The organism is uncultured Bacteroides sp., from assembly GCF_910586915.1.
Classification (GTDB): domain Bacteria; phylum Bacteroidota; class Bacteroidia; order Bacteroidales; family Bacteroidaceae; genus Bacteroides.
Genome location: NZ_CAJULN010000039.1, coordinates 1 through 24,216, shown reverse-complemented (window position 1 = coordinate 24,216; position 24,216 = coordinate 1). Strand labels below are relative to the sequence as shown.

General features: G+C 43.2%; 23 protein-coding genes. 20 read left to right on the top strand and 3 right to left on the bottom strand.

All coding sequences use genetic code 11. The features are described 5' to 3' along the window. The first annotated feature begins 503 nt into the window (after positions 1–503). From hisH to QZ331_RS11705, 8 genes are all read left to right on the top strand, one after another. Entirely contained in the window at positions 504–1,094 is a 591-nt protein-coding gene (hisH, locus tag QZ331_RS11740; protein WP_294630435.1) for an imidazole glycerol phosphate synthase subunit HisH, read from the top strand. 47 nt (positions 1,095–1,141) lie between these two features. Continuing rightward, positions 1,142–1,864, top strand: a complete 723-nt coding sequence (gene hisA, locus QZ331_RS11735; protein ID WP_294630434.1) for a 1-(5-phosphoribosyl)-5-[(5-phosphoribosylamino)methylideneamino]imidazole-4-carboxamide isomerase — start codon at positions 1,142–1,144, stop codon at positions 1,862–1,864. A 50-nt stretch (positions 1,865–1,914) separates the two neighbouring features. Then, positions 1,915–2,667 (top strand): imidazole glycerol phosphate synthase subunit HisF, encoded by a 753-nt coding sequence (gene hisF, locus QZ331_RS11730; protein ID WP_294630432.1) that lies wholly within the window; start codon positions 1,915–1,917, stop codon positions 2,665–2,667. 47 nt (positions 2,668–2,714) lie between these two features. Then, positions 2,715–3,326 carry a bifunctional phosphoribosyl-AMP cyclohydrolase/phosphoribosyl-ATP diphosphatase HisIE gene (gene hisIE, locus QZ331_RS11725; RefSeq protein WP_294630439.1) on the top strand — a complete coding sequence of 204 codons (612 nt, stop codon included), beginning with the start codon at positions 2,715–2,717 and terminating at the stop codon, positions 3,324–3,326. After that, positions 3,311–4,036: an ATP-binding cassette domain-containing protein gene (locus QZ331_RS11720; protein ID WP_294630430.1), complete on the top strand. Its 726-nt coding sequence runs from the start codon at positions 3,311–3,313 to the stop codon at positions 4,034–4,036. The genes hisIE and QZ331_RS11720 overlap by 16 nt, the downstream gene beginning before the upstream one ends. Positions 4,037–4,049: 13 nt before the next feature. Then, positions 4,050–5,369: an aspartate kinase gene (locus QZ331_RS11715; protein WP_294630428.1), complete on the top strand. Its 1,320-nt coding sequence runs from the start codon at positions 4,050–4,052 to the stop codon at positions 5,367–5,369. 77 nt (positions 5,370–5,446) lie between these two features. Further along, complete coding sequence (lysA, locus tag QZ331_RS11710; protein ID WP_294630427.1) at positions 5,447–6,607, top strand: diaminopimelate decarboxylase; 1,161 nt, start codon at positions 5,447–5,449, stop codon at positions 6,605–6,607. A gap of 136 nt (positions 6,608–6,743) precedes the next feature. Further along, positions 6,744–7,223, top strand: coding sequence for a ferritin (locus QZ331_RS11705; protein WP_294630426.1), 480 nt, complete (start codon positions 6,744–6,746; stop codon positions 7,221–7,223). Positions 7,224–7,280: 57 nt separating this feature from the next. Here the strand turns inward: QZ331_RS11705 and QZ331_RS11700 are convergent, their stop codons facing one another. Both QZ331_RS11700 and kbl read right to left on the bottom strand, forming a co-directional pair. Then, positions 7,281–7,700: a DUF2721 domain-containing protein gene (locus tag QZ331_RS11700; protein WP_294630425.1), complete on the bottom strand. Its 420-nt coding sequence runs from the start codon at positions 7,698–7,700 to the stop codon at positions 7,281–7,283. A gap of 81 nt (positions 7,701–7,781) precedes the next feature. Continuing rightward, the gene (gene kbl / locus QZ331_RS11695) at positions 7,782–8,969 is read right to left on the bottom strand and encodes a glycine C-acetyltransferase (protein WP_294630423.1); all 1,188 of its coding nucleotides are present in this window, start codon (positions 8,967–8,969) and stop codon (positions 7,782–7,784) included. Positions 8,970–9,104: 135 nt separating this feature from the next. Here kbl and QZ331_RS11690 point away from each other — a divergent pair, with 135 nt between their 5' ends. The 5 genes from QZ331_RS11690 (at position 9,105) to QZ331_RS11670 (ending at position 14,357) form a co-directional block, all read left to right on the top strand. After that, positions 9,105–10,058: an NAD-dependent epimerase/dehydratase family protein gene (locus QZ331_RS11690; protein ID WP_294630421.1), complete on the top strand. Its 954-nt coding sequence runs from the start codon at positions 9,105–9,107 to the stop codon at positions 10,056–10,058. Next, positions 10,058–10,906 (top strand): DUF4348 domain-containing protein, encoded by an 849-nt coding sequence (locus QZ331_RS11685; RefSeq protein WP_294630420.1) that lies wholly within the window; start codon positions 10,058–10,060, stop codon positions 10,904–10,906. The genes QZ331_RS11690 and QZ331_RS11685 overlap by 1 nt, the downstream gene beginning before the upstream one ends. 36 nt (positions 10,907–10,942) lie before the next feature. After that, positions 10,943–11,932: a UDP-N-acetylmuramate dehydrogenase gene (gene murB, locus QZ331_RS11680; RefSeq protein ID WP_294630437.1), complete on the top strand. Its 990-nt coding sequence runs from the start codon at positions 10,943–10,945 to the stop codon at positions 11,930–11,932. Positions 11,933–11,940: 8 nt separating this feature from the next. Then, a complete protein-coding gene (locus QZ331_RS11675; RefSeq protein WP_294630419.1) occupies positions 11,941–12,699 on the top strand; it encodes an MBL fold metallo-hydrolase in 759 nt (252 codons plus the stop codon). Positions 12,700–12,782: 83 nt separating this feature from the next. Beyond that, positions 12,783–14,357 (top strand): DUF3352 domain-containing protein, encoded by a 1,575-nt coding sequence (locus QZ331_RS11670; RefSeq protein WP_294630417.1) that lies wholly within the window; start codon positions 12,783–12,785, stop codon positions 14,355–14,357. Positions 14,358–14,629: 272 nt separating this feature from the next. Here QZ331_RS11670 and QZ331_RS11665 read toward each other — a convergent pair whose 3' ends face one another. Then, positions 14,630–15,004, bottom strand: a complete 375-nt coding sequence (locus QZ331_RS11665) for a DUF3127 domain-containing protein (RefSeq protein ID WP_294630415.1) — start codon at positions 15,002–15,004, stop codon at positions 14,630–14,632. Positions 15,005–15,156: 152 nt separating this feature from the next. On the opposite strand from QZ331_RS11665, the gene dnaN reads away from it, so the two are divergent. From dnaN to QZ331_RS11630, 7 genes are all read left to right on the top strand, one after another. Next, a complete protein-coding gene (dnaN, locus tag QZ331_RS11660; RefSeq protein WP_294630413.1) occupies positions 15,157–16,278 on the top strand; it encodes a DNA polymerase III subunit beta in 1,122 nt (373 codons plus the stop codon). A 106-nt stretch (positions 16,279–16,384) separates the two neighbouring features. Beyond that, complete coding sequence (locus tag QZ331_RS11655; protein WP_294630411.1) at positions 16,385–17,164, top strand: 3'-5' exonuclease; 780 nt, start codon at positions 16,385–16,387, stop codon at positions 17,162–17,164. Beyond that, the gene (gene coaBC / locus QZ331_RS11650; RefSeq protein WP_294630409.1) at positions 17,164–18,375 is read left to right on the top strand and encodes a bifunctional phosphopantothenoylcysteine decarboxylase/phosphopantothenate--cysteine ligase CoaBC; all 1,212 of its coding nucleotides are present in this window, start codon (positions 17,164–17,166) and stop codon (positions 18,373–18,375) included. The genes QZ331_RS11655 and coaBC overlap by 1 nt, the downstream gene beginning before the upstream one ends. A 34-nt stretch (positions 18,376–18,409) precedes the next feature. Beyond that, positions 18,410–20,071, top strand: coding sequence for a DNA repair protein RecN (gene recN / locus QZ331_RS11645; protein WP_294630407.1), 1,662 nt, complete (start codon positions 18,410–18,412; stop codon positions 20,069–20,071). Positions 20,072–20,115: 44 nt separating this feature from the next. Then, the gene (gene rlmB, locus QZ331_RS11640; protein ID WP_294630405.1) at positions 20,116–20,859 is read left to right on the top strand and encodes a 23S rRNA (guanosine(2251)-2'-O)-methyltransferase RlmB; all 744 of its coding nucleotides are present in this window, start codon (positions 20,116–20,118) and stop codon (positions 20,857–20,859) included. A 1-nt stretch (position 20,860) separates the two neighbouring features. After that, positions 20,861–22,567: a serine protease gene (locus tag QZ331_RS11635; RefSeq protein ID WP_294630403.1), complete on the top strand. Its 1,707-nt coding sequence runs from the start codon at positions 20,861–20,863 to the stop codon at positions 22,565–22,567. A 344-nt stretch (positions 22,568–22,911) separates the two neighbouring features. Beyond that, positions 22,912–23,841 carry a site-specific integrase gene (locus tag QZ331_RS11630; RefSeq protein ID WP_294630401.1) on the top strand — a complete coding sequence of 310 codons (930 nt, stop codon included), beginning with the start codon at positions 22,912–22,914 and terminating at the stop codon, positions 23,839–23,841. The last annotated feature ends 375 nt before the right edge of the window (positions 23,842–24,216 follow it).

Genomic DNA, 24,216 nt, shown 5'->3' with positions numbered 1-24,216 from the left:
CGTGACCCCATGCGTGACAGGCATGTATTCTAACCAACTGAACTAACGCACCAAAATTTCATTTTGTTAATCTGCATCTCTCTCGATTGCGGGTGCAAAGGTAGTGGTTTTTTGTAAACTTGCAAGCGTTTTGGCGAAATTTTTTTTCAAGAAAAAACGAGAAAAACGTTTATTGCCTCATTTTGAGTACTTTTGACATTAGAAGAAATATTGTTTTTTCCTTTAGTTAAGATAGTGACTATATCCGGTTGGTATAGTGACGCCATTATGGTGATATAGCGTCACTATCTGGAGGCGATGGCGTCACTATTTTGAAGTCTATTATTTTCTTTATCGAATAGGACTTTCTGTCTCTTTCTATCTGTAAGTTTTTTCGGTTTTTATATCAACTTTCTGATTTAAAAAATTCGTTATTTTGCAGTAATTCGTTATTTTTGCGAACTAAAATGGAACGGTGGAGAATATTCTGACCGGAATCGTAAATAAAACGTAATATTTAGCTGATGAAAGTAGCAGTTGTAAAATACAATGCCGGTAATATCCGTTCTGTGGATTATGCTTTGAAACGGTTGGGGGTGGAAGCGGTGATTACTGCCGATAAGGAAGAACTCCAATCGGCCGACAAAGTGATTTTTCCCGGAGTAGGAGAGGCGGAAACTACCATGCGCCACCTGAAAGCGACAGGAATGGACGAACTGATAAGGAACTTGCACCAGCCCGTATTCGGCATTTGTCTCGGAATGCAGTTGATGTGCCGCCATTCTGAAGAAGGAGGAGTGGATTGTTTGGGTATCTTTGATATAGACGTGAAGCGTTTTGTTCCGCAGAAGCATGAAGATAAAGTTCCGCATATGGGATGGAATACAATCAAGGGTATGAATAGCAGGCTTTTTGAAGGATTTTCCGACGAGGAATTTGTTTATTTTGTACACAGCTTTTATGTGCCGACCTGCGATTTTACTGCCGCTACGACCGATTATATTCATCCGTTCAGTGCTGCTTTGCATAAAGATAATTTTTATGCCACACAGTTTCATCCGGAGAAAAGCGGTAAAACGGGTGAGAAGATTCTGGAAAACTTCTTGAATCTATAAATAAAACCATTCGTTGTTTATAATAAACATTTAGTAAATTAAAATAGATGATAGAAATTATTCCAGCCATTGATATTATCGACGGAAAGTGTGTACGTCTTTCTCAGGGAGATTACACCAGTAAAAAGGTATATAACGAAAATCCGGTGGAGGTTGCCAAAGAATTTGAAGCGAACGGTATCCGCAGGCTTCATGTGGTAGACTTGGACGGGGCTGCTTCTCACCATGTAATCAATTATCGGGTCTTGGAGCAAATAGCTTCCCGTACCTCTTTAATAATAGATTTTGGAGGTGGAATAAAGAGTGACGAGGACTTGAAAATCGCTTTTGAAAGCGGTGCGCAGATGGTGACGGGTGGTAGTATTGCAGTGAAAGATTCTGAGTTGTTCTGTCATTGGCTGGAACTGTACGGAAGTGAGAAAATCATATTGGGAGCCGACGTCAGGGAACATAAAATAGCCGTAAATGGTTGGAAGGACGAAACTGCCTGCGAACTTTTTCCGTTTCTCGAACTCTATATAAATAAAGGTGTCCGGAAGGTAATCTGTACGGATATCAGTTGTGATGGAATGTTGGAAGGACCTTCCATTGGTTTGTACAAGGAGATGCTTGAAGAATTTCCCGACCTTTATCTGATAGCCAGTGGGGGAGTAAGTAATGTCGATGATATTATTGTCTTGAATGAGGCCGGAGTTCCCGGAGTAATCTTTGGAAAAGCATTGTATGAAGGATGTCTCACGCTGCGGGATTTGAGAATCTTTTTGGAGTGAGACTTTTGATTGTCGGATTTTGAATTGTCAAACAGTAAATAAATAGGATTGTGTTAGCAAAAAGAATCATACCTTGTCTGGACATTAAAGACGGACAAACCGTGAAAGGGACGAACTTCGTTAATTTGCGCCAAGCCGGTGACCCGGTGGAATTGGCGCGGGCTTATAGTGAACAGGGAGCCGACGAACTTGTTTTCCTTGATATTACTGCCAGCCACGAGGGGCGTAAGACTTTTGCAGATTTGGTGAAACGGATTGCTGCCAATATCAACATTCCGTTTACCGTAGGGGGAGGAATCAACGAACTGGGCGATGTAGCTCGTCTGCTGAATGCCGGAGCCGATAAGATTTCCATCAATTCTTCCGCAATCCGCAATCCGCAACTGATTGACGAGATTGCCAAGAATTTCGGTTCGCAGGTTTGCGTGTTGGCGGTAGATGCCAAGCAAACGGAAAAAGGGTGGAAATGTTACCTGAACGGCGGACGTATCGAAACCGATAAAAACCTGTTTGAATGGACAAAAGAAGCCCAGGAACGTGGAGCTGGCGAAATTCTTTTTACAAGTATGAATCATGACGGAGTAAAGACTGGATATGCGAATGAAGCCCTCGTCGCGTTGACGGAACAGCTCTCTGTTCCCGTGATTGCTTCGGGCGGTGCAGGTTCCAAAGAACACTTTCGTGATGTGTTTTTACAAGGAAAAGCGGATGCCGCTTTGGCTGCCAGTATTTTTCACTTCGGAGAAATTAAAATTCCCGAATTAAAATTGTATCTTTGCGGCGAAGGAATTACTGTCAGGTAATTGTTGCGTTGCAAAAATTAATGGAACGAATAAAGATATTAAATAAAATGGAGTTGGATTTCGATAAAATGAATGGACTTGTTCCGGCTATCATACAGGACAACGAAACACGTAAAGTCCTGATGTTAGGCTTCATGAATAAAGAAGCTTATGAGAAAACGGTAGAAACCGGAAAAGTGACTTTTTTCAGTCGTACAAAGAACCGTCTTTGGACGAAAGGAGAAGAGAGCGGTAATTTCCTTCATGTAGTTTCTGTCAAAGCCGATTGTGATAATGATACATTATTGATACAGGCGAATCCGGCAGGCCCGGTTTGCCATACAGGTACGGATACTTGTTGGGGTGAGAAGAATGAAGAGCCGGTCATGTTTCTGAAAGCATTACAGGACTTTATCGACAAGCGTCACGAAGAAATGCCCGAAGGCTCCTACACAACCAGTCTTTTTAAATCCGGTGTCAATAAAATGGCGCAGAAGGTAGGTGAAGAAGCTGTAGAAACAGTAATCGAAGCAACCAACGGAACGGACGACCGCCTGATTTACGAAGGGGCCGACCTGATTTATCACATGATTGTATTACTCACTTCAAAAGGCTATTGTATCGAAGACCTCGCACGCGAATTGCAGGAAAGACATAGTAGTACATGGAAGAGGCATTAATTCAATATAAGAACGTAGAAATCCATCAACAGGAACTCTGTGTGCTGAATGATGTTAATCTTGAACTGCACAAAGGCGAGTTCGTCTATCTGATAGGAAAAGTAGGCTCCGGCAAAACGAGTCTGCTTAAAACATTTTATGGAGAACTGGATGTAATAGACGGTGAGGCGGAGGTATTGGGATATAATATGCGTTCAATCAAGCGCAAGCATATCCCGCAGCTACGTCGGAAATTGGGCATTATATTTCAGGATTTTCAATTGTTGACAGACCGCACGGTCTACGATAATCTTGAATTTGTGCTCCGTGCCACAGGCTGGAAAAACAAACAGGAGATAAGGGGGCGTATCGAAGAAGTGCTCGATTTGGTCGGAATGTCAAACAAAGGCTACAAGTTGCCTAATGAACTTTCCGGCGGCGAACAGCAGCGTGTTGTTATTGCGCGTGCCGTGCTCAACTCTCCGGCCATTATCCTTGCGGATGAACCGACAGGAAACTTAGATGTGGAAACCGGAAAGTCCATTGTCGAACTGTTGCGCAATATCTGCGATTCCGGTTCGTCCGTAGTGATGACAACGCATAACCTGCAATTGCTGAAAGAATATCCCGGCAGGGTATATCGTTGTGCCGACCATCAGATAGTGGATGTCACCGACGAATATATGTCACGACAGAGAATAATAGAAATAGATTTAAATATAGATAACTAAAACAGTAACGAAAATGAAAGTTTTAAAGTTTGGAGGAACTTCTGTAGGGTCTGCTCAGCGCATGAAGGAAGTAGCCAAATTGATTACCGATGGTGAACAGAAAATTGTTGTCCTTTCAGCCATGTCAGGCACAACAAATACATTGGTGGAAATTTCGGACTATCTGTATAAGAAGAATCCGGAGGGTGCCAACGAGATTATCAATAAGCTGGAAACCAAATATAAACAGCACGTTGATGAGCTTTTTGCAACTCAGGAATATAAACAGAAAGGGTTGGAAGTCATTAAGTCTCACTTTGACTACATCCGTTCTTATACAAAAGACCTTTTCACGTTGTTTGAAGAGAAGGTGGTTTTGGCACAGGGCGAGCTTATCTCTACAGCGATGGTGAACTACTATCTGCAGGAGTGTGGCGTGAAGTCAGTTTTGCTTCCGGCTTTGGAATTCATGCGTACTGATAAGAATGCAGAACCCGACCCTGTATATATAAAGGAGAAGTTGCAGGCTCAACTCGACCTTTATCCGGATATGGATATATATATCACGCAAGGCTTTATCTGTCGCAATGCTTACGGCGAGATAGACAACCTGCAACGTGGCGGCAGCGATTATACCGCATCTTTGATTGGTGCTGCCGTGAGTGCATCCGAAATCCAGATATGGACAGATATCGACGGTATGCACAATAACGACCCGCGCATTGTCGACAAGACAGCTCCGGTTCGTCAGCTCCACTTTGAAGAAGCTGCTGAGTTGGCTTACTTCGGTGCAAAAATCCTGCATCCGACTTGTATCCAGCCTGCCAAATATGCCAATATCCCCGTACGTCTGCTGAATACAATGGACCCGGAAGCTCCCGGCACATTGATTTCCAACGATACGGAAAAAGGCAAAATCAAAGCGGTGGCAGCCAAAGATAACATTACGGCTATCAAGATAAAATCCAGCCGTATGTTGCTTGCTCACGGTTTCTTGCGCAAAGTATTCGAAATCTTTGAAAGCTACCAGACTTCCATCGACATGATTTGTACTTCGGAAGTAGGTGTGTCTGTTACCATAGATAACACCAAGCATCTGAATGAAATTCTCGACGACTTGAAAAAGTACGGAACAGTGACCGTCGACAAAGAGATGTGTATCATCTGTGTTGTCGGTGATTTGGAATGGGAAAACGTTGGCTTTGAAGCCAAAGCACTCGATGCGATGCGTGATGTTCCGGTACGAATGATTTCTTTTGGTGGAAGTAATTACAACATTTCTTTCCTCATCCGTGAGTGTGACAAGAAGAGGGCATTGCAATCGCTGAGCGATATGCTTTTCAACAATAAATAATTCTACAAATAATGTGAGCGCTTTTACCAATCTGATAAAAGCGCTCTTTTTAACTAACTAAACAAGTTTTCCGAATTATGAAAGGAATATTTCCAATCGATAAGTTCCGTACTTTGCAGACCCCTTTTTATTATTATGATACTAAGGTATTGCGCGATACACTGTCGGCTATAAACCATGAGGTTGCCAAATATCCTAATTATTCAGTGCATTATGCGGTAAAGGCAAATGCCAATCCGAAGGTGCTTACAATAATCCGTGAGAGCGGAATGGGGGCCGACTGTGTGAGTGGTGGAGAAATCCGCGCTGCTATCCGTGCCGGATTCCCTGCCGGCAAAATTGTTTTTGCCGGAGTAGGCAAGGCTGACTGGGAAATCAATCTTGGCTTGGAATATGGTATCTTTTGCTTCAATGTAGAATCCATCCCTGAGCTGGAAGTGATTAATGAACTGGCGGCTGCCCAAAACAAGATAGCCAATGTGGCTTTCCGTATCAATCCTGATGTCGGTGCGCATACTCACGCCAATATTACTACCGGACTGGCAGAAAATAAGTTTGGTATCAGTATGCAGGATATGGATAAGGTGATTGATGTGGCTCAGGAAATGAAGAATGTCAAATTCATAGGACTGCACTTCCATATAGGTTCTCAAATTCTTGATATGGGCGACTTTATCGCTCTCTGTAACCGTGTCAATGAATTGCAGGATAAACTTGAAGCCCGTCATATTTTAGTAGAGCACATCAATGTAGGTGGCGGACTCGGTATTGATTACGGGCACCCTGACCGTCAGGCAATTCCGAACTTTAAAGAATACTTTGCTACTTATGCCGGACAATTGAAACTGCGGCCTTACCAGACTTTGCATTTTGAATTAGGACGTGCGGTAGTCGGGCAGTGCGGTACGTTGATTTCTAAAGTACTGTATGTGAAGCAAGGCGCAAAGAAGAAGTTTGCTATCCTTGATGCCGGTATGACCGACTTAATCCGTCCCGCATTATACCAGGCTTACCATCAAATGGAAAATATTACCTCAGAGGAACCGGTAGAAATTTATGACGTAGTAGGACCTATTTGCGAATCGTCCGATGTTTTCGGTAAAGCGATAGACTTGAATAAAGTGAAGCGTGGTGATTTGATTGCTCTTCGTTCGGCAGGTGCATACGGCGAAGTCATGGCTTCCGGTTACAACTGCCGAGAGTTGCCAAAAGGATATACTTCTGATGAATTGGTATAGTTATAACAAGTTTTTATACTTGAATTATGAATATACTTTAAAAAGAATGGTAGGCGTAGAACAATTACAGCCGAAACCTTGTTATTTTTACAATGAGTTTAAAAGAAATTACATTAACAATTAAAAAAATACGATTATGATTTCAGAAAAATTACAGAAAGCAATCAATGAACAGATTACAGCTGAGATGTGGTCTTCCAATCTGTACTTGGCTATGTCCTTCTACTTCGAGAAAGAAGGTTTTAGTGGATTTGCACATTGGATGAAGAAACAATCTCAGGAAGAAATGGGACACGCTTATGCTATGGCCGACTATATCATTAAACGTGGCGGAACTGCTATGATAGACAAAATAGATGTCGTTCCTAACGGCTGGGGTACTCCTTTGGAAGTTTTCGAAAATGCTTATAAGCATGAATGTCATGTATCTGCATTGGTAGATAAATTGGTAGACATAGCTGCTGCTGAAAAAGATAAGGCTACTCAAGATTTCCTGTGGGGATTCGTTCGCGAACAGGTAGAAGAAGAGGCTACTGCACAGGGCATTGTTGATAAACTCAAGAAAGCAGGTGATGCAGGTATCTTCTTTGTCGATTCGCAATTAGGACAACGTTGATAATGGATGAAGTATAGCTTGAAAATATATATGATGGAAGCTGTTGGGAAATATTTCCTAACGGCTTCTTTCTTTTGTGTGCTTTCCTTTCTCCATTGTTCCCAAGTAAATCTCCAGTGAGCGGGTGGAAATCTGTATTTCGCGGAAAGATACACCAAGAGAAGCGATGAGCAACAATAAAGCTACTCCGAATATATAGGCAGAGAGTAATTGTAATCCGATATAGATAAAAAACATACTCACCACACAGAGAAACAGGCTTGCAATTCCCAAACATTGCATGGTGCGGGTAAGGTTGAGTCGTTTTCGTAAATTCTCAATTTGCGCTACGGTAATGTCCGAAGGATTTTCCAAATAGCGGTCGCGCAACTGGCGTACGAGTTGTGCATAGGATAAAAAACGATTGGTATAGGCCAATAAAATCAGAGAGACTGCCGAGAAAAGCAGGGTAGGAGTAGTGAGAGTAAGTTCTTCCATATATAGAATAAAAAATCTTCCGTTGTTATATTGTCGCAATCTGATGCTTGCAATATTAACAACGGAAGATATGAAAAAGTTTTATTTGAGTACGCCGAGTTCTTTACCTACTTTGATAAAGGCAGCAATACATTTGTCGAGATGCTCCTTTTCGTGTCCTGCGGAAATCTGTACACGGATACGGGCTTGTTCTTTCGGAACTACCGGATAATAGAATCCTGTTACATAAATTCCTTCTTCCTGCATACGTGCGGCATAAATCTGTGACAATTTAGCATCGTATAGCATTACGGCACAGATTGCACTCTGAGTCGGCTTGATGTCGAATCCGGCAGCCGTCATCTTGTCACGGAAATAATTGACGTTCTCAACGAGTTTGTCATGCAGCGCGTTGCTCTCTTTCAGCATCTTGAATACTTCAAGGCTTGCACCGATAATACCCGGAGCCAATGAGTTGGAGAACAGGTACGGGCGACTGCGCTGACGCAGTAAGTCGATGATTTCTTTGCGTCCGGTAGTAAATCCGCCTAACGCACCGCCGAAAGCTTTTCCCAATGTGCCAGTGTAAATATCTACACGTCCGTGAGTCTTGTATAATTCGCTTACGCCATGTCCCGTAGCACCTACCACACCGGCCGAATGAGATTCGTCTACCATTACCAACGCGTCGTATTTCTCGGCGAGGTCACATATCTGATCCATCGGAGCAACGTTACCGTCCATCGAGAATACACCGTCGGTAACGATAATGCGGAAACGTTGAGCCTGCGCCTCTTGCAGACATCTTTCCAAATCTTTCATGTCTGCATTGGCATAACGATACCGCTTAGCCTTGCACAGACGGACGCCGTCGATGATGGAAGCATGATTCAGAGAATCCGAAATAATAGCATCCTCTTCCGTAAAGAGAGGTTCGAACACACCGCCGTTCGCGTCAAAGCAGGCAGCATACAGAATTGTATCTTCCGTTTGGAAATACTCGGAAATAGCGGCCTCCAATTCCTTGTGTATATCTTGTGTTCCACAGATAAAACGGACAGACGACATACCATATCCGCGTCGGTTCATCATTTCTTGGGAAGCCTTGATCAGTCGTGGGTGATTAGACAGTCCCAAATAGTTGTTGGCGCAAAAGTTCAATACTTCTTTGCCTTTTACAGTGATGGCAGCTTGCTGCGCACTTTCGATCAGTCGTTCTTCTTTATAAAGCCCGGCTTCCTTGATTTCAGCCAATGTCTGGCTGAGGAATTCTTGTATTTTACCGTACATAGTGTTTGAGTAATTAAGTTCGATTACAAAGGACATCATTTTTCTTGGAATAACAATGCATTTTTGATTAAAATCTAAAAAAAAAGTGCTTACTTTGTGCGCTATTTAACTTAATAATTTAAGTACGAAGAAAAAATGAAACACATTTTGATTATTGGAGCCACTGGACAGATAGGCTCCGAACTAACGATGGAGCTACGTAAACGTTACGGAAATGCGAATGTGGTAGCTGGTTACATCCCGGGTGCAGAACCTAAAGGAGAATTGAAAGAGTCCGGGCCATCAGCTATTGCCGATGTAACGGATGCAGAAGCAATTGCTTCTGTGGTAAAAGAGTATCAGATTGATACGATTTACAATCTTGCCGCACTGTTGTCGGTTGTGGCGGAGTCGAAGCCTAAGTTGGCTTGGAAAATCGGTATCGATGGATTATGGAATGTTCTGGAAGTGGCGCGTGAACACGGATGCGCTGTCTTTACTCCCAGTTCTATCGGCTCTTTCGGTGCGTCAACACCGCATACACAAACGCCGCAGGATACTATTCAGCGTCCTCGTACTATGTATGGAGTCACTAAAGTAACCACTGAGTTGTTAAGCGATTATTATTTTAACAAATATGGTGTGGATACTCGTGCTGTCCGTTTTCCGGGCATTATTTCAAATGTGACACCTCCGGGTGGCGGAACTACCGACTATGCTGTCGATATTTATTATTCGGCAGTGAAGGGAGAGAAGTTCGTGTGTCCTATCAAACAAGGTACTTTGATGGATATGATGTATATGCCAGACGCGTTGAATGCAGCCATTATGCTGATGGAAGCTGATCCTGCGAAACTGATACATCGTAATGCTTTCAATGTAGCCTCTATGAGTTTCGATCCGGAGGAGATTTATCAGGCAATCAAGAAGTACGTGCCGCAGTTCGAGATGGTTTATGATGTTGACCCTTTGAAACAGCGCATTGCTGATAGTTGGCCCGATAGCTTGGATGACACTTGTGCTCGCGAAGAGTGGGGGTGGAAGCCGGCCTACAATTTGGAAAGCATGACAGTAGATATGCTTGAAAAGTTACGGGAAAAATTGAAGTAATGAAAAAACTAATTGCAGGGGTCATATTACTCAGCCTGCTGGGGGCTTGTAGTAACAAGCAAAATAAAATTGACCCCTTCGCATCTGTTACTCACGAAGTGGATTCAATCAGGTGTCAAACCGATTCTATCCCTGAAGATAAATTGCCGGAAGATCCGCTGCCTATACAGGCAGACGAATCTTTCGACGATTTTATCTATAATTTTGCTTCCGATGAAACCTTGCAGCGCCAGCGTGTTAAATTTCCATTACCTTATTACAATGTGGATGAAAAGTTGAATATCGACGAACAGCATTGGAAGCACGATAACTTGTTTACCAAACAACATTATTATACGCTCTTGTTTGATAAAGAGGAAGATATGGATTTAGTAGGAGATACATCGCTTACATCTGTACAGGTGGAATGGATATTTGTTAAGACCCGGATGATGAAGCGGTATTATTTTGAGCGTATTAATGGTGCGTGGATACTGGAAGCTATTAATAGGCGGTCTATTGAGCAGAGTGACGACGAGAATTTTGTCGAGTTCTTCGGTCGTTTTGTTACCGACAGTCTTTTTCAAAGTCAGCGTGTCAGCCAGCCGCTTGTTTTTGTTACCAGCGATCCGGACGATGATTTTTCTATTCTCGAAACGAGTCTTGACATCAACCAGTGGTTTGCCTTCAAGCCCGAGTTGCCCTCCGAACGCCTTTCCAATATTAACTATGGTCAACGGAATGGCGACAATTCCACAACGAAAATCCTGGCTTTGAAAGGTATTGGGAACGGTTTTTCCAACATCCTTTATTTTCGTCGGAAAGCAGGAGAATGGAAATTGTATAAGTTTGAAGATACAAGTATATAACTCTTAAAAGATATAACCCCTTAAATAGTATAGATGATGTACTCTCTTTTGTCTTACAATACATTCGGTATTGATGTTAGTGCTGCCCGTTTTTTGGAATATGCTTCGGTGGAAGAATTGCAACGACTGATTGCGCAAGGTGCCGTTACGACACCTTTTTTGCATATAGGTGGCGGAAGCAATTTGTTGTTTACCAAAGATTATGACGGACTGGTGCTTCATTCGTGCATCAAAGGAATAGAAGTGACGGAAGAAGATGAACATACTGTATCTGTACGGGTGGGAGCAGGCGTTGTATGGGATGATTTCGTGGCCTACTGTGTGGCGCACGGGTGGTATGGAGCCGAAAATCTTTCTTTGATTCCCGGTGAAGTGGGAGCGAGTGCTGTGCAGAATATTGGCGCCTACGGTGTTGAAGTAAAAGACCTAATTACTGCTGTGGAGACTGTGAACATTCATGGCGACCAGCGTGTTTACACTATGGAAGAATGTGGATATGCCTATCGTGACAGCATCTTTAAACGTCCGGAGAATAAGTCGGTCTTTGTCACTTATGTACGTTTTCGGCTCAGCAAGGAAGAACGTTATATATTGGACTATGGAACTATCCGCCAGGAACTTGAAAAATATCCTGTACTGACGTTGCCGGTAGTTCGGAAGGTAATCATTGATATTCGCGAAAGCAAACTGCCCGATCCGAAAGTAACAGGAAATGCAGGTAGTTTCTTTATGAATCCTATCGTTCCTAAAGAAAAACTACTGGAGTTGCAAGAGAATCATCCGCAGATACCCTATTACGAATTGGCAGACGGTCAGGTGAAAATTCCTGCAGGCTGGATGATAGACCAATGTGGGTGGAAAGGAAAATCTTTAGGACCTGCAGCAGTGCACGATAAACAGGCGCTTGTCCTTGTAAATCGGGGAGGGGCAAAAGGAAGTGACATTATTGCACTTTCGGATGCGGTGAGAGCTTCAGTGTACGATAAGTTTGGCATAGACATTCATCCTGAAGTAAATTTTGTGTAACAAGAGAAATGAAAGTAACAATTTTAGGAAGCGGAACATCGACAGGAGTGCCTCAGATTGGTTGTACGTGTGCAGTTTGTACTTCTGCCGATCCGAAAGATAGTCGGTTGCGGGCTTCCGCTATCGTGGAGACGGATGATGCGCGGATACTGATAGATTGTGGCCCTGATTTCCGAGAGCAGGTTTTGCACCTCCCTTATGAGCGGATAGATGGTGTGCTTATAACGCACGAACACTACGATCATGTAGGTGGATTGGATGATTTGCGTCCCTTTTGCCGTTTCGGTTCTGTTCCGATTTATGCCGAAGAATATGTGGCGAAGGCGTTGCGTTTGCGAATGCCTTATTGTTTTGTAGAGCACACCTATCCCGGTGTGCCGAATATTCCCTTGCAAGAGATTGTGGCGGGGAGTAGTTTTACTATTAACCGGACCGAGGTGCTTCCTATACGTGTGATGCACGGGAAGTTGCCGATTTTGGGATATCGTATCGGAAAACTCGGTTATATCACTGATATGCTGACTATGCCTGAAAGTTCTTACGAACAATTGGTGGGGATAGATGTTTTAGTAGTGAATGCACTACGCATCGCTTCGCATCCCACACATCAGAGTTTGGAGGAAGCATTGGCAGTTGCGCGGCGTATTCAGGCAAAGAATACATATTTTATACATATGAGTCATGATATGGGGCTCCATGCCGGAGTTGAACAAGAGCTCCCGGATAATATTCATTTGGCCTTCGATGGATTGGAAATCCGTCTTTGATTGCCGGTAAAATATTTAGTGAAAATTTGGCTTTATTTGTAGAATTTGTTACTTTTGCATTTAACCGATAAACAGCGAATATTATGAAACTTCGTACGATGGTGAAAATAGTGGTCACTTCTTCTGTTGTACTTTTGTGCGCAGGTTTCGCTTTATACTCTTTTTTCAAATTGTCAGCGGTCGAAGGGCGAAAAGATTTTAATCTTTACAAGTTGGTTCCTGCCACCGCTTCTGCTGTAGTTGCTACCGATGATGTTCTTGGATTTGTTAGTGAGATAGATGGTTTGACTTGCAGTAAGAATCATCAATATTTGCACATATCCAAACTTTTTTCTTATCTGAAACAGGCTCTTTACACCCTTGCGGAAGATAGCCCTCATGGGCTGAGCCGGCAAATGAATCAAATGCTGATTAGCTTCCACGAACCGGATAATGAACGCAATCAGGTACTTTATTGCCGCTTGGGAATAGGGGACAAAGAATTGATTGATAAATTCATTCAAAAATATGTCTCATCGCTCTATCCGCCGAAGAAATTTTCTTATAAAGGAGAGGAAATAATGATTTATCCCATGTCCGACGGCGATTTCCTTTCGTGTTATCTGACATCCGATTTTATGGCACTGAGTTTTCAGAAGAAATTGGTGGAAGATGTTATTGATATCTATAAGAAAGGCGGTTCGTTGGCTGATGTTCCCGCTTTTGCGGCTGTGCGTACTCCTAAGAAAAGTATGGCTGTAGCCACCGTATATACCCGTGTGGAGGGTATGATGGGATGGACGGAGTTTGATATGAAGATGAAAGACGATTTTGTCTATTTTACCGGAATCACTCGCAATGCGGATACTTGTTCTAACTTTATAAATCTGTTTTATCATCAGGAATCCGTAGATGGTTTTCCAGGTGAAATATTACCCTCTACCGCTTTCTATTTTAGCAAACAAAGTATCACGGACTGGGTATCCTTGCTTTCTTTGGGGAGTATGCAAGAAACTGCAAGCGCAGGACGTATTGTTGAAATGCAGGAGAGAGACCGTAAATTATCACGTTATTTGATGGAAAATACCGGACGTGATTTAGTGTTGTGTTTATTTCAACGGGAAGACACGTTGCAGGATGCGGCAGTAGTTCTGAGCTTGTCTGTGCTGGATGTGAGAGAGGCGGAACGGATGTTGCGCTCACTTGTTGCTACTATTCCTGCCGAAGAAAGGGGAGTAGCTTCCCGTATAACTTCTTATCAACTCGATGATAAGGTCTTTCCAATCTATCGCTTGCCTCAGACGACATTGTTTGCGCATTTAACAGGTTTTGTGAGGCCTACACCCCATCTGTATGCTGCATTTTATCGCGGACGTCTGTTGTTGGCTCTTGACGAAGATAGTTTGTCTTGTTATATACGTCAGTTGGAAAAGGGCGAAGTGATTGAGCAAACGATAACTTACAGAGCAGGAATAGAGAATTTATCCGATTCTTATCACTTTATGTTGATGGCGGATTTCGATCGCTTGTTTCGTCAGGCAGAAAAACAAGTCAGTTTCGTACCGGACTTTTTTCTGCGCAACGCTGCATTTTTCCGTGATTTTATACTTTTCGCTCAATTTACGGGTGCTGATGGAATAGTCTCTTCTGATTTTGTGTTGCAATATAAGCCGAAATAAAAAGTAATGATTATCTGCTATTCCCCTCTATATAGGACCGATTTGCAGGAGCTATATGTCCTGCTTTCACCGCATATATGTCCTGCATACAGCGCATATATGTGCTGTAATAAGCTGATTATTAAGTTGTAAACGTATTGTTTTGGTAGATAGGGAAGATAGCGGATAATCATTTAAAAAGTATTTGGATATTTAGATTATCATATCAAAAACTCCCGACAAGAATAATTCTTACCGGGAGTTTTTGTATGGTAAAGCAGAATGTTTTCAGCTTAGAATGGCAGGTCATCTTTGACATCGCCCTGAGTGAAATCAGGCATAGCTGATGGAGCCGGCGGCGGAACGGGGGCACCTGGAGTCATTGGAGCACCTGCACTGACACGTTCAATTTTCCATGCACGGATACTGTTGAACCAACGGTCTTGCCACTGGCGGGCATCAATGTCGAATGATACTGTCAACTCTTCTCCCATCTGAATATTGAACTGTTCGATTTTGTCCGCACCAAATACGTCGAAACACATTTTGCGCGGATATTGGTCGTGGTTTTCGATTACGAACTCCTGTGACTTCCATTCGTTACCACTGGTCTTTGAAACTCCGCCCCTCGGGGGAAGTATAGCGATGATTTTTCCTGTAAATTCCATTGCAATTAATTTAAATTCTGCGGCGAAGGTACGATTTTTTAGGGATATCCCTCATACAAATACTGTTTTTTCTTTTGTTTTGTTGGGCGGCACAAATCTTTTTTCGTAACTTTGTGCGATAGAACATTTAAAACTTAAATACACGAAAATATATGAAATTTATCGTTTCAAGTACTGCTCTTTCCAGCCATTTACAGGCTATCAGCCGTGTGATTAATTCAAAAAATGCGCTGCCTATTCTCGATTGTTTCCTCTTTGAACTGGAAGATGGAACATTGTCTGTGACTGTGTCCGACAGTGAAACAACGATGGTAACTACTGTCGAAGTGAATAGCGACACGAACGGTCGTTTTGCAGTAGTAGCGAAAACATTGCTTGATGCATTGAAAGAAATACCGGAACAACCGTTGACATTCGATATCAATCCGGAGAATTATGAAATCACAGTGCAGTACCAAAACGGAAAATACAGTCTGGTAGGGCAGAATGCGGATGAATTCCCTCAATCAGCTACATTAGGAGACAGTGCAGTCCGTGTGGAAATGGAAGCGGAAGTGTTGTTGAGTGGTATCAACCGCTCGGTATTTGCCACTGCCGATGACGAACTTCGTCCTGTGATGAACGGTATTTATTTCGATATTACTACAGAAGATATCACAATGGTGGCTTCAGATGGCCATAAATTGGTGCGTAGCAAGACGTTTGCAGCCAAAGGCAATGAACGTGCGGCTTTCATCCTTCCGAAAAAACCGGCTACGCTATTGAAGAACCTTTTACCGAAAGAACAGGGAACTGTTGTTATTGAGTTCGACGAACGCAATGCCGTATTTATGCTTGAGCAATACCGCATGGTATGCCGTCTTATCGAAGGACGTTATCCGAATTACAACTCGGTGATTCCTCAAAATAATCCTCACAAGTTGACCGTAGACCGCCAGCTGTTGATAGGTGCTTTGCGCCGCGTGTCTATCTTCTCGTCACAAGCCAGCAGTTTGATAAAACTCCGTATGCAGGAAAATCAGATTGTGATTTCTGCTCAGGACATTGACTTCTCCACTTCTGCTGAAGAGACACAGGTATGTCAGTATGCAGGTGCTCCGATGAGCATTGGTTTCAAGTCTACTTTTCTGATTGACATCCTGAATAACATCTCGGCTGATGAAGTAATGATTGAATTGGCAGATCCCTCACGTGCCGGAGTTATCATCCCTGTCGAACAGGAGGAGAATGAAGACCTGTTGATGTTGTTGATGCCTATGATGCTGAACGATTAATACGTTTTATCACAGATTGTACAGATTCACACAGATTTCTTCTCCTAAAGAAAAAACATCTGTGTGAATCTGTGCAATCTGTGGTGACTTAATAAAATAACAAGAAATGAAATTAAACCTGAAAAATCCCATCGTCTTTTTTGACCTGGAGACGACCGGGACAAATATCAACACTGACCGGATTGTTGAAATCTGTTATTTGAAAGTTTATCCCAACGGGAATGAGGAAGCCAAAACATTGCGTATCAACCCCGAAATGCATATACCGGAAGCATCTTCCGAAGTGCATGGCATTTATGATGCTGATGTAGCCGATTGCCCAACTTTTAAGGAAGTTGCAAAGAACATTGCTCGCGACATTGAAGGTTGTGATTTGGCAGGATTCAATTCCAACCGCTTTGATATTCCGGTGCTGGCGGAAGAATTTCTGCGTGCCGGGGTGGATATTGACATGACGAAGCGCAAATTTGTAGACGTACAGGTGATTTTCCACAAAATGGAGCAGCGCACCTTGTCTGCCGCCTATAAATTTTATTGCGACAAGAATTTGGAAGACGCACATACCGCAGAAGCGGACACACGGGCTACCTACGAAGTGCTGAAAGCACAACTCGACCGTTATCCCGATTTGGAAAACGATATTACATTTTTGGCGGATTATTCCAGTTACAACAAAAATGTGGACTTTGCCGGACGCATGGTGTACGACGATAATGGGGTGGAAGTGTTTAACTTCGGCAAGTATAAAGGTATGTCGGTTGTCGAGGTGTTGAAGAAAGACCCCGGATATTACGGTTGGATTTTGAACAATGATTTCACATTGAATACAAAGGCGGTGTTGACTAAAATCCGTCTGCGTGAAATGAGTAATTTGATTACAAAATAATGCTAAAAGGAAAAAAGATAATTCTTGGAATTACCGGCAGTATTGCCGCGTATAAGGCTTGCTACATTATCCGTGGACTCATTAAGCAGGGGGCGGAAGTGCAAGTCGTGATTACTCCGGCGGGAAAAGAATTTATTACTCCCATTACTCTTTCTGCTTTGACCAGTAAGCCGGTTATCAGTGAGTTCTTTGCCCAACGCGACGGAACATGGAACAGTCACGTTGACCTCGGTCTGTGGGCGGATGCGATGTTGATAGCACCCGTTACTGCTTCTACTATCGGTAAGATGGCGAATGGGATAGCCGATAATATGCTGATAACTACATATCTTTCGGCAAAAGCCCCTGTATTCGTAGCTCCGGCTATGGATCTTGATATGTATGCTCATCCTTCTACTCAGAAGAATCTTGATACACTGCGTTCATTCGGTAATCATATTATCGAACCGGGGACGGGAGAACTTGCCAGTCATTTGGTAGGAAAGGGGCGTATGGAGGAACCGGACGTTATCATCCGTACACTGGACGAATTTTTCTCGGCAAGCGGTGATTTGCAGGGTCGGAAAATAATGATAACAGCCGGGCCGACTTACGAAAAGATAGACCCAGTCCGTTTTATCGGCAATTATTCTTCCGGTAAGATGGGTTTTGCTTTAGCCGAAGAGTGTGCTTGCCGTGGTGCGGAAGTTACGCTGATTGCGGGGCCTGTACAAATAGAGACGAAGCATTCCCGTATTCACCGTATCAATGTGGAGTCTGCTGCGGAAATGCATACTGCTGCACAAACTTGCTTCTCCGGCGTCGATGCGGCTATTCTGTGCGCGGCAGTTGCCGATTATCGTCCGGAGACAGTTGCCGACAAGAAGATAAAACGGGAGAAGGAAGAGGAACTGACGTTGCATCTTCGGGCTACGAAAGATATTGCGGCCGGTTTGGGAGCTGCGAAAAGAAAAGACCAGTTATTGGTAGGCTTTGCTCTCGAAACAAATAATGAGCAGCAGAATGCCGAGGGAAAACTTGAACGTAAGAACTTCGACTTTATCGTGCTCAACTCGTTGAACGATGCAGGAGCCGGTTTCCGTCACGATACAAACAAAATCAGTATTATCGACCGGAAAGGTCGCACGGACTATCCGTTGAAAACAAAAACGGAAGTAGCCCGCGACATTATCGACCATCTTGCGACTGCCTTGAAAACGTCTTGCCTTTAATTTTTTATTCTTAATATTTAATTTATTATTCAGTTTGTTACGTTCACTATACATTCAGAATTACGCATTGATAGAGAAACTGGATATCAGTTTCGAGACAGGCTTTTCCGTTATAACAGGTGAGACGGGAGCCGGAAAATCAATTATTCTTGGAGCTATTGGCCTGCTGTTGGGACAGCGTGCCGATGTAAAAGCGATTCGTCGCGGAGCCTCTAAATGTATAATAGAAGCCCGTTTTGACATATCAGCCTACGAGATGCATTCTTTTTTTGTGGATAATGAGTTGGAATATGATGAAGAGTGCATCTTGCGCCGCGAAGTGCAAGCATCCGGTAAGAGCCGTGCATTTATTAATGATACTCCCGCTTCGTTGGCACAAATCAAGGAATTGGGCGAACAGTTGATTGATGTACATTCACAACATCAGAATTTGCTGCTCAATAAAGAAGGATTCCAGTTGAATGTACTTGACTTATTGGCTCATAATGACGTTGTATTGGAGAAATACCACGCTTGTTATACAGAATGGAAACAGACCGAACGTGAACTCACGGAACTGATAGCATTGGCCGCGAAAAGCCGTGCAGATGAAGATTACATTCGTTTTCAACTCGAACAACTGGAAGAAGCCCACCTTTCCGAAGGAGAGCAGGAGGAGTTGGAACAAGAAGCCGAACTGCTGAGCCATGCGGAAGAAATCAAGGCGGGACTTTACCGGGTGGAGCAATCGTTTGTTTCCGACGAGGGCGGGTTGCTTTCTTACCTGAAAGATAGTTTGAACACACTGAATAACCTGCAAAGAGTCTATCAGCCTGCTAAGGAACTGACTGAACGTATGGAAAGCGCCTATATCGAGTTGAAGGACATTTCTCATGAAATCTCTTCACAAGGTGATTCCGTGGAGTTCAATCCCGAGCGTCTTGATGAAGTAAACGAACGCTTGAACCTGATTTATTCCTTGCAACAGAAACACCGTGTGCAAACACTTGGCGAACTGATTGCATTGACGGAGGAGTATCGCGGCAGGTTGTCCGATATAACTTCTTATGATGAACGTATTGCTGAACTGACCGACCGCAAGGAGGAACAATATAAACAAGTAAAACAGCAAGCCGAACTACTCACCAAAGCCCGTACGAAATCGGCGCGTGAAGTGGAAAAGCAATTGGCGGCACGTCTGGTTCCGTTGGGAATGCCGAATGTTCGTTTTCAGGTAGAGATGGGAGTGAAGAAAGAACCTGGCTTGCAAGGGGAAGACACTGTCAATTTCCTGTTTTCCGCCAATAAAAACGGTATGTTGCAAAATATCTCTTCTGTAGCTTCGGGGGGCGAAATAGCTCGTGTCATGCTTTCTATCAAAGCCATGATTGCCGGAGCCGTCAAGTTGCCGACTATTGTCTTTGATGAGATAGATACCGGAGTTTCCGGTGAAATAGCCGACCGTATGGCGGATATGATGCAGGAGATGGGTGAACAGAATCGTCAGGTCATCAGCATTACCCATTTGCCGCAGATTGCCGCTCGTGGACGTGCGCACTATAAGGTGTACAAGAAAGACAGTGATACGGAGACGAACAGTCATATCCGCCGTCTCACCGATGAAGAACGGATAGAGGAGATTGCCCATATGTTAAGTGGTGCTACGTTGACAGAAGCGGCTCTTGGCAATGCCAAATCCCTGCTTGCCTGTAACTGAATAATAGTAAACAGAATAAATTATAAAATTGTAAATTGACATAGATGCTTGATAAAAGTGAAATGATTTTCGGCGTTCGTGCCGTGATAGAAGCCATTCAGGCTGGAAAAGAGATTGATAAAATTTTGGTAAAGAAAGACATCCAGAGTGATCTTTCCAAAGAACTTTTTGCGGCTTTGAAGGGACTGTTGATTCCTGTGCAGCGTGTGCCGGTAGAGCGTATCAACCGTATCACCCGGAAAAATCATCAGGGAGTGGTTGCCTTTATCTCTTCCGTGACTTATCAGAAGACGGAAGACCTTGTTCCTTTCTTGTTCGAGCAGGGGAAGAATCCGTTTTTCGTGATGTTAGACGGGGTGACAGATGTGCGTAATTTCGGTGCGATTGCTCGTACTTGCGAGTGTGCTGCCGTAGATGCAGTGATTATTCCCGCCCGTGGCAGTGTGTCGGTGAATGCAGATGCCGTGAAGACATCCGCAGGAGCATTACATACCCTTCCCGTATGTCGCGAACAGAATTTGCGCTCGACACTGCAATACTTGAAAGATAGCGGTTTCCGCATTGTGGCGGCTACTGAAAAGGGAGATTACGACTATACGAAAGCCGATTATACAGGTCCGTTATGTATCATCATGGGGGCGGAAGATACAGGGGTGTCTTATGACCACCTGGCGCTTTGTGACGAATGGGTGAAGATTCCGATGTTGGGAACCATCGAATCTTTGAATGTTTCCGTTGCTGCCGGTATCTTGATTTACGAGGCTGTGAAACAAAGAAACAACGATTGATATGAAGAAACTATTAATTCTGCCTTTGCTGCTTGTGTTTTTTGCACAGTGGAGTATGGCACAAACCCCTAAATGGGTGGAGAAGGCAAAACGAGCCGTTTTCTCTGTGGTGACTTATGATAAAAACGACAAGATGCTGAATACCGGAAACGGGTTTTTCGTATCCGAAGATGGGCTGGCTCTGTCCGATTATTCTCTCTTTAAAGGTGCCGAGCGTGCGGTGGTTATTACGGCGGAAGGCAAGCAAATGCCGATCAGCACTATATTGGGGGCGGATGATATGTACGATGTCATCAAGTTCCGTGTAGCCATTACCGAAAAGAAAGTGCCTGCATTGGTGGTGGCACAAACAATTCCGGCAGTGGGAGCTGATGCGTGGATGCTTCCTTATTCTACTCAGAAAAGCATTGCTTGTGTGTCGGGAAAGGTGAAGGAAGTTGCAAAGATATCGGGCGAATACAATTATTATACGTTGAGTATGCAGATGAAGGACAAGATGGTGAGTTGTCCTGTGATGAATCTGGAAGGTCAGGTATTTGGTATTGCGCAAAAGTCTTCCGGGCTTGATACTGTGACTACCTGTTATGCGGCAGGAGCAGCTTTTGCCATGTCTCAGAAGATTAGTGCTCTTTCTCTCGGAGATGCGGCGTTGAAGAGCATCGGTATCCGGAAAGGGCTTCCCGAAGCGGAAGACCAGGCCCTGGTATATTTGTTCATGGCTTCATCCACTCTGGCCGGCGAGGACTACGAAAAACTCCTTGATGATTTTATCCGTCAGTTTCCTGCTAATACCGATGGCTATCTTCGCCGTGCGAATTATTATGTAGCTAAGGCTAAAGATGACGAAATTTGGTTTGATAAGGCGGTTGCCGATTTGAATCAGGCTTTGAAAGTGTCTCAGAAGAAAGATGATATCTATTATAATATAGGTAAGCTGATATACGCCTACCAACTATCAAATCCCGAAAAAACGTATAAGGATTGGACGTATGATACTGCTTTGAAGAATGTTCGTCAGGCGATTTCCATCAACCCGTTGCCCGTCTACGTGCAATTGGAAGGAGATGTCTTATTTGCTCGACAGGATTATGCTGGTGCTTTGGCTGCTTATGAAAAAGTAAATGAAAGCAATATTGCTTCTGCGGGTACGTTCTTCAATGCTGCCAAGACGAAAGAGTTGATGAACGCCGAACCGAAAGAAATTTTAGCATTGATGGATAGTTGCATCGCCCGTTGTCCTCAACCGATAACTGCCGATTTCGCTCCTTATCTCTTGGAGCGTGCACAGCTCCATATGAATCTCGGACAGGCACGGAATGCGATGTTCGATTACGATGCTTATTTTAAAGCAGTCAATGGCCAGGTGAATGATGTGTTCTACTATTATCGTGAGCAGGCTGCTTTGAAAGCACGTCAATACCAGCGTGCATTGGACGATATTGCAAAAGCAGTCGAACTGAATCCGGCAGACTTGACTTACCAGGCTGAGAACGCTGTTGTCAATCTGCGTGTGGGACGTTATGAGGAAGCCATTCGGATTCTGAATAATATTCTGAAAACCGATCCCAAATATGGCGAAGCCTATCGTTTGCTGGGACTTTGCCAGATACAGTTGAAGAAAACGGATGAGGCTTGCGGCAACTTCCAGAAAGCGAAAGAGCTGGGCGATCCGAACGTAGACGAACTGATTAAGAAATACTGCAAGTAAAAAGATATATGATATAAAAAATGAATAGGGTGTCCTTTCCGGGACACCCTATTCTTGATTTGGGGAGGTTGATTAATATTCTCTCTCTTCTTACTTTTCCCCATTTGTAAAGTTCAGGTTTTATGTCTTATGATATATATATCTGATTATCTTTTTTATTTTCTCTCTTTATTAGTTAAATGCAGAGATTCTCGAAATACTGCATCGCGGCAATTATTTTTTTAGAAGATATTTCGTTTTTTCAGTCGAAAACAACAAGTAATTTCAAAATGGCGGTTTATTTTACCTGTAATCTTGTTATATTTCGTCCGTCATTTTATGACTAATCATATAAGTAATTATTTATGAAGAAAAAGCAATTTACTAATTGTGCAAACGACTACATTGAACGTTTGCGAAAGGAGGGCCGTTATTCAACGGCTCATGTGTATCAATATGCTATTCGTTCTTTTGCGAAATTCTGCGGAAGCCGGACTATTACTTTCAGTAAGGTGAACCGTGAAACGTTGAAGGCGTATGGCAACTTCTTGGCGGCTTCTCATTTGAAGCCCAATACGGTTTCTACCTATATGCGTATGTTGCGTTGTATTTATAATCGCGGAGTGGATGCACGGCAGGCACCTTATGTTCCCGGTTTGTTTCGTGATGTGTTTACAGGTATCGATACCCGTCAGAAAAAGGCGATTCCGGTATGTGAACTTCATGCCCTGCTGCACAAAGACCCGAAGACAGAGCGGCTCCGTCGCACACAAGCTGTTGCCAGTCTGCTATTTCAGTTTTGCGGTATGCCGTTTGTGGATTTTGCGCATTTGGAAAAATCCAATGTCGAGCAGGGGCTTTTGAAGTACACCCGTATGAAAACCGGTACGCCTATGAGCATTGAGATTTTGGATTCGGCACAAGATGCTATGGCTCGTTTATCCAATAAGTACACCGTAGAGGGGTCCGACTATCTCTTTCAGATGCTAAGTGGAGAATATGACAGACAGGACGAAAGGGGATATCGTGAGTATCAATCGGCTTTGCGGCGGTTTAACAATGATTTGAAATGTTTGTCTAAGCAGTTACAAATACGTTCATCCATTACTTCTTATACGCTCCGGCATTCTTGGGCTACTACAGCCAAATACCGTGGAGTCTCCATTGAGATGATAAGCGAATCATTAGGACATAAATCAATTAAGACAACGCAAATCTATTTGAAAGGTTTTGAATTGGAAGAAAGAACCAAAGTAAATAGATTGAATTATTCTTACATAATGGGATTCCGATAACTTAGCAGTTAATGGCTAAAATGTTATAAATTAGGGATTTTAGTAATCTGTTACTTCTTAGGTAACGGATAAGTATACACAAACGGTACACAACAGTAACCAATCAGAAAAAAAACAACATGAGGGAAGAGAAAAATGTGCACCTGAACTTCAATTCAAAAATTTTATTGAAGTAAGGTCATAGAAAATCGCAGAGCATGAAGTGCTTATTCTTCATGTTCCAATAGTTTTGTGTAGATATATTTAGAAAAAAAGGAAAAAATGAAATTTTAGTTTGTTTTCTATTACTATTTTTCCTTATCTTTGTGGCAAATAAAAAATCCGTTACCTAAGAAGTAACGGACATTCATTTGGTAAAAAAGTATGATTTTCACA